Raw genomic sequence first — 12,065 nt, forward strand, 5'->3', positions numbered from 1 at the left:
AGCTCTCCGCGCGCCACTCTATCTACTTAATGGTGAAGTCAACCCTATAACAAACTGAATTCACCTTCATTATAAAGTAATTTCTAGTGACATTGTAGATATTACAATGAGGGCATACTAGGTTATTCTTTTTTTCATTTTACTTCTAAAAACAATAAAAATCAACCTGAAGTCCTATTGATTAAATCTTCCCAAATTTCCTTTAAATGCAACCAATCATGATCTAGGGTGTCATCGCCGTATAAACCTTCTTCGTACGCAGTCGTTAATTGCTTCATTAAATTTCCTCCAAAATAGGCATCGACATGATCCGCGTAGGTAGTTAGGGTTTCATTGTTCCTACGTTTCAATCCAAAACGATCTAATTGCTTTAAAAGGCTCATGTATCGTTTGGAATAATTATCCCAATCCTGTTTACCGAATCGATATGCCGGAACAAGCAGCTTCGGAAGCCATTTCCTTCTTGCAGCAAATAATTTCCAGCCAATGAACGAGACCACTGCTGCGCCAATTAGGAAGTTACGTGCATTCGCCTTGAACCATATACCTATACCACCAAACAAATCTACAACCGAGAAACCTTCCTTAGAATCATTCACCTTTTCATTTTCCTGTTTTTCCGGCTTTTCTTGTTCTTTCTTTTCCGGAATTTCTGGATCACTTAAATCCAACTCAATATCGTAATCAATTGATGCAGGCCCACCAAATCCGATTGTTGGTTCAAATGGCATCCAACCAATTTCCGGCATATAGGCTTCTACCCAAGAGTGTGCTTCGTTATTTGTAATTTGATAAACCCTATCTCCGTTTGCATTTCTTCCTGTTTCACCTGGTGCGAATCCTTTTACCCATCGCGCGGGAATTCCAATTGAGCGCAACATGACAACCATGGAGGTTGAAAAGTTGTCGCAATATCCTCTTTTCGTTTCAAAGAGAAATTGATCAACATAATCTTCGTCCTTTGTGGGTGTTGCGATATCGCTTTGGTTGTAAACAAATCCATTTTTAGAAAAATATCTTTCAATTGATTTTGCTTTATCATAAACGCTATCGTTCTCTTCAGTTATTGTTTCTGCAAGATCCCTAACTCTCTCGGGAAGCTCCTCTGGTAACTGCAGGAATTCAGGAAATTCACTTGGAACAATCCAATTCATCCTTGTGTCTCGCAATTCCTTCAAGCTGAAATCTTGCTCTTCAAATTGCATACCATAAGAGTCGAGCGAGCCTTCACTGCCATCAATTTTTGTTCGATACTGACCTGTATCAATTAAGTGTACGAATAAAACATTATCGCCTGCAAAGACCGTTGTCATTCCATACGGATAAATTAAAAAAGGATACTTTTCGAACATCTCCAACTCAGCAACAGACACATCATCATCAGTCCCATGATTCGGCTGCGTCATTTCCATACCTGGAGGAAAGATTTCTTGTGTTTCATTGGTTGTTCGCTGTTCCCATCCCTTAGAAGTATACGTATTCTTAGTCTCGATTTTCCAATATTGTTTCCGCTCAACTTCCGCTTCGAAAACAAGCGTATCGTCTTTTGTAAAATCTCCACCTAGAACTGAATCATCTAGACCATAACCACTCTTCGCAACACCACTCCCCGAGCCACCCCCACTTTCCCTACCGCTTTCAACCGCAGCTTTTAAAAAAGGAACAGGATCTGCCCAAATCGGTCCTATTATTGGTAGAAGATTCGCAAAAACTCCACTTCCAACGACTACAAATAATAGAGGGACTGCAATGACCGCAAACGTTCCTGCTGAAATCGCAGTATTATGCCTTTCGGCAAGCTTTGAAATGTATAGTAATCCGAGCAATAATAGTCCTGTAATCATTATCCTAAAAATAACTCCATCTGCCGAATACATGCTAAATGTATCAATAAACGCAATATAGAGAACGGTTAATGCGTAAAACAGGAAGATGTTTTTCCGAACTTCAATCCAGTAACGAATTAAATAAGTAGTCATCCATAACAATACAAAAAATAGAATTGTTCGAAACGGGTCCGTAATACTTTCCCAGTTCCCATTAATGATTATAGGAATATTCGTACTGATATTTGCAAGTAAAACTTGAACAGAATCCTTTGATAGAAGCACCTTGTCTAAATAGATGTAATGAATAACTCCAAACACATATAAGATTTTAATAGGAGCAGATATCCACCAGCTTACCTGTGTAAGTGAAAAAATAAAGGAGAGCAGAATGAATAGCAGAAAGAGCGATAGATGATTTGTATCACTAAGTTCCATTACTGGTAAGAGCCATTCTCTTAAAAGGATAAATGCAAGTATATATAAGATTCCAAGCAACCATCTAGATGTTCGGATACCTTTCATAAGTGAGTCACCTCTTTAAACGCTTCCGGAAATTGTTTTTGAGTTAACGTTCTAACCGTTACCCCACGTAGCTTTGCAATTCGAATATCCTCTAGTAGATGTTCATGTTTCTTACCGTCTTCTTTCAAAACTGTTAAACAAGTAAAAGAACGTGTACTTCCAGTATTCCCCACAACTGATTGGATGAATTCCCAATTGGGATTCCCAGTTATCAAAAGAATACTTCCCCCATGCTTAAGTTCACTTGCGTGATGGGAAGACATGCCTGACGTTGAATCTCCAGACGGTTTCATTTTTGCCAAATGAATAAGTGCGCGTTGCAGTTGTCCATCCGATTGAATAAATGATGTTAATGATTGTTCACTACCAGTCGTTACAAAGCCCAACCCTGCTTGATGAGCAGATGCTTCCTTTACGATTGAAGCTGCAAGTTCAACTTGTTCTTCAAATACATCGGAAGGTCTACTATCAAGTACGACAATCAATTCTTGCGATCTTCTGTCTTCAAATTCCTTTGTCATTAACGTTTGTGTTCGCGCAAAAGACTTCCAATGGATCCAAGATACACGGTCCCCAGACTGATAATCCCGAATTCCAGTTGCCATTGTTGTATCTTTTATAAGGTTTAACGGGGAAGCCATGGTGCCGCGATCGTATTGAGTATCCATAGGTATATAATTAACATCTGAAATCTTAGGGTAAACGAGAACGATTTGCTTCAGAGGAATGAAATACTTTTTACGTATCCAACCAAAAAAGTCGGACAGTTCTATTTCGACGCCTTCCAAAACATGCTCACCTCGAGGCATCTGTTCAATTTCATATTCCCATTCGACTTTGTTTTTCATACCAAAGATAAAAAGATGCTTCTGTTTTCCATCTGTAAGTTCCGCAATACTTGAATCCGCGAATTGATCAGTTGCTACCATATAGAGTAATGGGAAACGAAACCTTCTATTTATTGATATCGAAACAGCAAGTCGTCCACCATTTTTAACAATGGGTGTACGAATAATTCTTTCCGCAGCAATGCTGGATAAAGGGTAGAAAAATAATGCCCCCGAATAAAGGATGAAGGGTAAAATCATATAAAATATCGTCCAACTTACTTTCCCCCCTTGGAACATTGCATACAGAAATGCAGAGGCTAAAACAATTATTAAAAATAAGAACCGACTTAGAGCAACTAAGATACTGATTGCATTTTTCATTTAATTTAAAACCTTATCTACGGGCACACGCACCTTCGTCATAATACGGTCAATTATTTCTTCTGTTGAAATCCCTTCGTACTTAGCTTCTGGTTTCAAGATCATTCGATGACCAAATACAAATGGAGCCAAGTATTGAACATCATCCGGCTTAACAAAACTTCTACCTTTCAACATTGCATATGCTTGACAGGATCTCATAAGCGCAAGCGAACCCCTTGGACTCACCCCCAAATACACATAAGGATTTGTTCTTGTTGCAGATGTACAATCCACGATATAAGACTTTATTGATTCAGCGACCTTAACATCCCTCACCGCTTTCTGAAGTCCAATGAGTTCCCCTAGTGTGATGACTGGTTCTAAAAGATCGATTGGAACGTCTTTTTCTGCACGACGTAAAACTTCCATCTCTTCTAAATGCGTTGGATAGCCCATTTTCAATTTGAATAAAAACCGATCGAGCTGGGCTTCTGGTAAAGGATAGGTCCCCTCGTATTCTATTGGATTTTGGGTTGCCATAACAAAGAACGGTTGCGGAATAAGCATTGTTTCTCCATCAATCGTCACAGAGGATTCTTCCATTCCCTCTAGGAGGGCAGATTGCGTTTTAGGCGAGGTTCTATTGATTTCGTCTGCAAGAATAATATTGCCCATTATCGGTCCCGGTCTAAATTCAAATTCCATTTCTTTAGGATTATATATTGAGACACCCAGAACATCGGACGGCAATAAATCTGGTGTAAATTGAATTCTTTTAAAGTTTGCGCCTATTGATTTTGCCAAAGCTTTGACCATCATCGTTTTTCCTACACCAGGCACATCTTCTAGCAACACGTGTCCACCAGCAAGAAGTGCTGTCATGCTGAGTTCGGCGATGTCACGTTTGCCTATAATGACTTTATCTATATTATTTAAAACCTGTTCAATTAGCTTTTTATGAATCACTCAAATTCCCCCAATTCACACAGAATTAAACTTATCCGAAAATTAACAAAACACACTTTTATAATACAGGATAACCTTCCCAGCTACAACTTAAGCAGAAACACAATATAGAATTGTAAATAAAAAAGAGCCCCAATTAATGGGACTACTCATTTCCAGTAATCATCAAATACTGTAATCGGCATATGCCTTTTATGCTGTGATTTTAAAAAGTGGTTTTCAATTCTTTCTTGAGCGCCTTCCGGAACAAGTTTTCCCTCTAGGTAATCATCTATTTGCTCATAAGTTACTCCAAGTGCTATTTCATCAGGAAGTGCGGGTTTATCTTCCTCCAAGTCGGCAGTGGGAACTTTCATATAAAGATGTTCGGGGCTGCCAAGTTCCTTTAAAATTTCCTTACCTTGTCTTTTATTCAAACGGAAAATGGGCATTAAATCGGCTGCACCGTCCCCAAACTTTGTGTAAAATCCGGTTACTGCTTCCGCCGCATGATCGGATCCAAGAACTACACAACTACTCATTGCAGCAATGGAATACTGAACCTTCATACGTTCTCTAGCTTTTTCGTTCCCTTTTGCATAATCCGATAAGAGCACGCCCGCTTTTAATAGTTCTGCAACACTAGCGTCTACAGACTCTTTTATATTGACTGTAAAAATTTTAGATGGGTTTATAAAATCAAGTGCATCTTGACAATCTTCCTCATCAAATTGCTTACCATAGGGCAATCTAACCGCATTAAACTGATAGCGGTCCGTGTTGCCTTCTGTGTTCAATTCATCAATCGCTTGTTGGGCAAGCTTACCGACGAGCGTAGAATCTTGACCGCCGGAAATAGCTAAAACAAATCCATTTAAAAATGAATGTTTCCTTAAATAGTTCTTCATAAAGTCTACGGATGTGCGAATTTCTTCTTGAGGTTGAATAACAGGGCGTACTTTAAGTTCCGCAATAACCTTCTGTTGTAGTGTGGTCAATGTCAAACCCCCTTAGTTATTTATGAAGTCCTCCACCATTTCTTGCACTTCTTCGATGTTTCTCATTTTATTTTCCCAACATTTCTGACTTAAATCGACGGGATACTCTTCCGGATTAAGCGATCGTTTATATTCATCCCATAAAAGGTTTAAATTCTCTTTTGCATATTCCCGCATTTCTTGAAGTGTCGGATTTTCATAAATAACCGCTCCGTCTTCGATTACTTTTACATGCAAATCAATCGCTTCAAAATTCGTTACAAACTTTGAAATGAATGTATGAACGGGATGGAACATTTTAAGTCGTTTTTCAGTCGAAGGGTCTTCATCGTGCATCGTTATATAATCACCTTCAGCTTTACCATTTTCACGATCGATAATCCGATATAGTTTCTTGCGACCTGGCGTCGTTACTTTTTCAGTTGTTGAAGAAATTTTAATGGTATCCACCATATCACCGGTTTCATCTTCAATTGAAACAATTTTATATACTCCGCCAAGGGCAGGCTGATCATATGCGGTGATTAGTTTTGTACCAATCCCCCATATATCTACTTTTGCCCCTTGTGATTTTAAGTTTAAAATTGTGTACTCGTCCAAATCATTAGATACAACAACCTTTGCATCTGTGAAACCCGCTTCGTCCAACATGCGACGTGCTTCTTTCGAAAGAAATGCAATATCTCCACTATCGAGACGAATCCCGTTAAAGTTAATTTTGTCGCCAAGTTCCTTCGCTACTTTAATAGCAGTTGGAACACCAATTTTAAGCGTGTTATATGTATCCACAAGAAACACACAGTCTTTATGACGTTTCGCATAAGAATGGAATGCTTCATATTCACTCTTATACGCTTGGATCATGGAATGAGCATGAGTTCCGGCTACAGGTATTCCGAAACGTTTACCTGCACGGACATTACTCGTCGCTTCTACCCCGCCAATAATTGTCGCACGTGCTCCCCAAACCGCCGCATCCATTTCGTGTGCTCGACGTGTTCCGAACTCCATAACGATTTCATCTTTAACAACTTGTTTGATGCGACTCGCTTTCGTAGCAATTAAAGTTTGATAGTTAACAATATTAAGCAAAGCAGATTCAATGAGTTGCGCCTCTATTAATGGGGCTTCAATCCTCAAAATGGGTTCATTTGCAAATACAAGTTCGCCTTCTTTCATAGAATAGACATCCCCTGTAAAACGCAAATCCTTTATATAAGAAAGAAAGTCTTCCTTATACCCAAGTTCTTCTCTCAAATACGCCAAATCAGATTCACTAAAATGAAAATCTTTCAAATAATCAAGAACACGTTCTAATCCAGCAAATATAGCATAACCATTACCGAAGGGTAACCTTCTGAAAAATAACTCAAATACCGCTTTTCGATTTTGGATACCATCTGCCCAATAAGATTCAGCCATGTTGATTTGATAGAGATCCGTATGTAATGCAAAGCTATCATCTGCGAACTTCGTAGTCATGTCATTCTCCTTCTTCCACTCACTTAGTTATCTATAGTATACACCATTTGTCCACATTTCGACGAAATGCTATAAGTTCCGCGTAAACCTATTCATTTAATTCCAATACGATTGGGCAATGATCACTGCCGAGTATATCCGCATGTATTGCTGCATCCTTTAATAAGGATTCCATTCTTTTTGATGTAATAAAGTAATCAATTCTCCATCCAATATTACGTTCACGGACTTTGCTCATATAAGACCACCAAGAATAGGCGCCCTCTAATTGCGGATAAAAGTACCGAAATGTATCGGTAAATCCTTCATTCAAAAGAGTTGTCATCTTCCCGCGTTCTTCTATTGTAAAACCAGAGTTCCCCATATTTGGCCTGGCATTTCGAAGATCAATCTCAGTATGTGCTACATTTAAATCACCACAATAAACGACCGGTTTCATTTCATCCAAACGTTTTAAATGCGAAAGCAGGTCTTCTTCCCATTCCAAACGATAGGAAAGTCTCGCTAAGTCGCGTTGTGAATTTGGTGTGTACACATTTACTAAATAAAAGTTTTCGAATTCAAGTGTAATGATTCTACCTTCGGGCTCAACTTCCAAATCTCCCACACCGTATTTGACAGACAACGGTTTTTCTTTAGTAAATACAGCTGTACCCGAATATCCTTTTTTCAAAGCATAATTCCAATATTGGTAATAGCCCTCTAACTCCAAATCGATTTGGCCGGCTTGCAGCTTGATTTCCTGTAAACAAAAGATGTCCGCATCCATTTGTTCGAAATACTCAAGAAACCCTTTACGCACACACGCTCTCAAGCCGTTTACATTCCATGATACTAATTTCATTTACATATAACCCCTTTATTATATTGAACATTTTGAAACCTTCGCCATCGCTCTTCGTAGTAATAAGTTAGATAGGAGTTGTTCATATGTTTTCGGAAATGAGAATTCGTCATTTGATCGGTATTTCGCTTATATCTATTCTTTTCGGAATTGTATTTTTCATCTTACCAGTAAGTGCAGACTTTTCAATTACAATCCCAGGTCTATTGTTCTACATTACGTTTATCTTTTATTTTAACTACCAATTTAAACAACAACATGTTCCAGTTCGGAAAGTCGTTTATACAAAAGGGGTAGGCAGATGGATTCCTTCGATTTTCGGTATCGTTATTGTTTGTATCGTATTTTCATTAGGTACATTTTGGCTCATTTTGTTTTCGTTAAACTCAATCTTTCCATCAATCGTAGATTTAATTTTAACTACTGATGCTCTTCCTTCGAGCCCTATATTTTTAGGTATCGAAATCATTGTTATCGTCATTCTTGCACCTGTAATTGAAGAATTCATATTCCGTGGTGTGATTTTGCATCGGTTAATTAAGAAAACGTCCATAACAGGCGGCGTCCTAATTTCCAGTATTCTTTTTGGAGTTTTGCATTCGGATATGATTGGTGCTTTTTTCTTTGGCGTTATTACTTCCTTGCTATTTCTTAAAACCGGGAACTTGCTGATTCCCATTTTGGTTCATGTGCTCAATAACGCAATCGCTGTCGCCCTTACCTTCATCTCACCGACTTGGCCAGATTGGATTCATATTATAGACAGAACCGATATTATAGAAAATGCTGTTCCGAATTTAATTATGCTCGCAATTAGTTCCATCTTTGTCGGGTATATCGTTTTCCGCTTAGCCAAAGGGTTGGATCCTACTCGAATTAAGCAATTAGAAGATTAATGAGAGGAGTTTTCCTTCTCTAATTTCAGCAACTGTTCTTTCATATTTAAACCTGCACGAAAGCCAGTTAACGCACCGCTTTTTGCAATGACACGATGACAAGGAACGGACATTAAAACTGGATTCGCTCCAGTTGCCGTTCCAACTGCACGTACGGATTTCGGTTTCCCTATGCGGATTGCTATGTCTGTATACGAAACGGTTTGGCCATACGGTATTTCTTGCAGTGCTTTCCATACGGATTGTTGAAAAGGTGTTCCGTGCAAATCCATTTTCAATGTAAATTCTGTACAATCCCCATTCAAGTACTCTATTAACTCTGATGTATAGGGGGCCAATTTTGATGCATCTTCTATTAAAGTGTATTTTGGCAAACGTTTCTTCGCCCATTTTTCCAGCTCTTCGAATTCTGCATTTGGCGTACCTATATAACAAAGCCCGTCTTTCGTTGCCGCAGTATACATACTCCACTCTTTATCGTTAAGGATTGACCAGTAAATCAGTTCACTTTCCATTTCGCATACCTCCCAATTCGAATCATTATCCAAAGACTTTCAATCTTCACATAAATAAAATTACCTTACCATACATCTTAGCAGAAAAATGCGTATATATATAAGTTTCATGTTTTATGAAGCAACAAAAAAGCTAACTTGACGCAGATTGTCCCTGCATTAAGTTAGCCTTTTTTATACTATTTTAGTTCAATCTTTTACACAAGAACCATCCAAAGAATCATTGTGACCACAATTGTTGTAGTACCTTGTAATAATGTAGCCACTGTTTGTGCTTTATAAGCATCTGTAACTGTCATACCACTGAATTCCGTGACGACCCAGAAAAAACTGTCATTCACATGACTCACTGTCATTGCCCCTGCTCCAATTGCCATAACAACTAAAGCAAGTGGGATCGCGCCTTCAATTCCGAGCGATGGCAGTAAAGGTGCAACTAAAGTAGATGTAATTACAAGCGATGCAGTCGAAGATCCTTGTGCCGTCTTCAATGCAGCTGCAATTATAAATGGAACAAGTAAGAACAACGCACTACCTGCTAATGCATTCATATTCATTTCTGCAATCACATCTGCAATACCTGAATTGGAAATTACTTTTCCGAACGCTCCACCCGCACCTGTAATAAGTAATATTGGCGCTGCTCCTGTAAGTCCCTCACCAATCCAACCTGTTAGTGTTTCTTCATTTAATTTAGGAAGCAGTAAGAATGCTGCAAGTACTCCAAATAAAAGTGCTACTGTTGGCTTGCCTAAAAATACAAGTAAATTATTAAAACCACTATCTCCACCAACAAGTGTGGCTACGGATCCAATCCCAATTAATATAATTGGAAGTACGATTGGTAAGAATGCTTTAAATGTAGACGGCATTGCTCCAAATGTTTTTACAATTTCATCGTAATCAAGTCCACTGTCGTCTAAATCCTCCGGAACTACAATTTTAGAAGCAACCTTGATAGACCATAAATACCCCACGAATGCTGCTGGAATTGCCACAATTAGTCCAATTAAAATAATTGTCCCTAAATATCCTTCAGCACCAATGTTTCCTGCCGCCGCAATAGGTCCCGGTGTAGGTGGAACGAGCGTATGCGTTGCGTACAATCCTGTCGCAAGAGCAACAGACATGGATGCAATCGCAACTTTTGCACGTTTTGCAAGAGCTTTTTTCAAACTAGATAAAATAATGAAACCTGAATCACAAAATACTGGAATTGAGACAATAAATCCGATAATGGACATAGCGAGTTGCGGGCGTTTATCCCCTATGACTCGAAGTACAACTTCAGCCATCCGATAAGCTGCACCAGACTTTTCTAAAATAACACCAATGATGGTTCCCGCAACAATAACTAAACCAATATTTTTCATTAAACTACCAAATCCATCGTTTACACTTTCCACAACATCAAGTAACGGCATCCCTGAAAATATTCCAATTGCAAATGCTCCTAGTAATAACGACAGAAATGGGTGGACTTTGAAAACAGCTGTCAAAACTACAACTAACAAAACACTTAAAGTAATAACTAAAAATAACATCTCAAAACCCCTTTTATATTATTTTTTTAAAATACTCTGCTATGACGTACTTTGTTTTTTTTCGCAAGAGACGGTAAGCATCATTCATTGAGTCTTCGCTCGAAACTGTTTCATCTGTAATTGAGTGGAGTTCGGTAAAAATATGTGATAACTCTTTTTTGCAATTTTTTTCCAGTGTTCCTGAAATTAGAATTACCGGTATCTCTTTTTCCTTGGCAACTTTAGCAATACCAAAAGGTGTTTTCCCTGATAGGGTTTGAACATCTGTTTTACCTTCACCTGTTACTATTAAATCCGCATCTTGGATATGTTTTTCAAATGAAATTGCATCCAAAACAACTTCGATTCCCTGTTTCATTTGTCCCTGAAAGAAAGCCTGAAACGCACCACCCGCTCCCCCCGCAGCTCCTGCACCTTTTTTATTATGAAGCGAGATTCCAGTACTGTCCTTTACAATATCCGCAAGTTTCCTTAGGTTGCCATCCAGTGTTTTAACCATTTCTGGTGATGCCCCTTTTTGAGGTCCGAAAACTGCTGAAGCACCATCTGGACCTACAAAAGAATTTTCCACATCACAGGCGATGATGAAGGCACTCTCCAAAATTCGTTTATCAAAATGAGTACTATCTATTTCGATTAATTCTGAAAGTGCACCGCCGCCCTGAGGTATTTCAAAACCTTCTTTGTTCCTGAACTTCATGCCAAGTGCACTTAACATTCCCATTCCACCATCATTTGTCGCACTGCCACCGAGACCGATTATAAATTTACGGAAACCCGCATTGAGTGCATCTAAAATCAGTTCGCCCGTTCCAAAGGATGTGGTCATTAATGGATTTCTTTCGATTTTACTTAATAACAATAAGCCCGATGCCTCGGCAAGTTCAATCACACATGTTTCCCCGTCGCCAAGGACGCCATATTCTGCTTCTCTTTTTCGACCAAGGGGATCTTGTATCAAAACAGATATTGTTTGTCCATCTGTTGCTTCAACCAAACTTCTCATCGTTCCCTCACCGCCATCTGCTCCTGATAATAAAACAGGGATGATGGAAGGATCATATTCATAAATCCCTTCGGCCATAGCTTTTGCGGCTTGGGCTGCTGTTAAACTTCCTTTAAAAGAGTCTGGGATTATAATTACTTTCAAAAAAATCTCTCCTAACAATTTTCGGACACTTGATTAATACCCGTTTTTTCCTAATATCTATTCATAAACATCTGATTAGAGCTAATAAAACGCTTACATAGATTATATGAATAAAATGTTCTAAAATCATTATACTTAGTGTATAAT

Annotated in this window: 10 protein-coding genes; 1 reads left to right on the top strand and 9 read right to left on the bottom strand. The window is 38.7% G+C overall.

Annotated elements, in window-relative coordinates; translation table 11 throughout:
* Positions 1-161: 161 nt before the first annotated feature.
* The 6 genes from ACP8HH_RS15690 to ACP8HH_RS15715 all read right to left on the bottom strand — a co-directional run bounded on the left by ACP8HH_RS15690 (position 162) and on the right by ACP8HH_RS15715 (position 7,813).
* Positions 162-2,351: a DUF4129 domain-containing transglutaminase family protein gene (locus ACP8HH_RS15690; RefSeq protein WP_438312899.1), complete on the bottom strand. Its 2,190-nt coding sequence runs from the start codon at positions 2,349-2,351 to the stop codon at positions 162-164.
* A complete protein-coding gene (locus tag ACP8HH_RS15695; protein ID WP_438312901.1) occupies positions 2,348-3,562 on the bottom strand; it encodes a DUF58 domain-containing protein in 1,215 nt (404 codons plus the stop codon). The genes ACP8HH_RS15690 and ACP8HH_RS15695 overlap by 4 nt, the downstream gene beginning before the upstream one ends.
* Positions 3,563-4,507, bottom strand: a complete 945-nt coding sequence (locus ACP8HH_RS15700) for an AAA family ATPase (RefSeq protein WP_438319217.1) — start codon at positions 4,505-4,507, stop codon at positions 3,563-3,565.
* A 152-nt stretch (positions 4,508-4,659) separates the two neighbouring features.
* On the bottom strand, positions 4,660-5,487 hold the full coding sequence (gene nadE, locus ACP8HH_RS15705) for an ammonia-dependent NAD(+) synthetase (protein ID WP_438312903.1): 828 nt from the start codon (positions 5,485-5,487) through the stop codon (positions 4,660-4,662).
* Between the two features lie 12 nt (positions 5,488-5,499).
* On the bottom strand, positions 5,500-6,969 hold the full coding sequence (locus ACP8HH_RS15710; protein ID WP_438312904.1) for a nicotinate phosphoribosyltransferase: 1,470 nt from the start codon (positions 6,967-6,969) through the stop codon (positions 5,500-5,502).
* Between the two features lie 88 nt (positions 6,970-7,057).
* On the bottom strand, positions 7,058-7,813 hold the full coding sequence (locus tag ACP8HH_RS15715; protein WP_438312906.1) for an exodeoxyribonuclease III: 756 nt from the start codon (positions 7,811-7,813) through the stop codon (positions 7,058-7,060).
* 86 nt (positions 7,814-7,899) lie between these two features.
* Between ACP8HH_RS15715 and ACP8HH_RS15720 the strand changes: the two genes are divergently transcribed.
* A complete protein-coding gene (locus tag ACP8HH_RS15720; protein WP_438312908.1) occupies positions 7,900-8,709 on the top strand; it encodes a CPBP family intramembrane glutamic endopeptidase in 810 nt (269 codons plus the stop codon).
* On the opposite strand, the gene ACP8HH_RS15725 is transcribed toward ACP8HH_RS15720, so the two are convergent.
* The 3 genes from ACP8HH_RS15725 to ACP8HH_RS15735 form a co-directional block, all read right to left on the bottom strand.
* Positions 8,706-9,224, bottom strand: a complete 519-nt coding sequence (locus ACP8HH_RS15725) for a methylated-DNA--[protein]-cysteine S-methyltransferase (protein ID WP_438312909.1) — start codon at positions 9,222-9,224, stop codon at positions 8,706-8,708. The genes ACP8HH_RS15720 and ACP8HH_RS15725 overlap by 4 nt on opposite strands.
* A 197-nt stretch (positions 9,225-9,421) precedes the next feature.
* Positions 9,422-10,768, bottom strand: coding sequence for a GntP family permease (locus ACP8HH_RS15730; RefSeq protein WP_438312911.1), 1,347 nt, complete (start codon positions 10,766-10,768; stop codon positions 9,422-9,424).
* 13 nt (positions 10,769-10,781) lie between these two features.
* On the bottom strand, positions 10,782-11,918 hold the full coding sequence (locus tag ACP8HH_RS15735) for a glycerate kinase (RefSeq protein WP_438312913.1): 1,137 nt from the start codon (positions 11,916-11,918) through the stop codon (positions 10,782-10,784).
* Between the last annotated feature and the right edge of the window lie 147 nt (positions 11,919-12,065).

The organism is Sporosarcina sp. FA9, from assembly GCF_051550205.1.
Taxonomy (GTDB): Bacteria; Bacillota; Bacilli; order Bacillales_A; family Planococcaceae; genus Sporosarcina.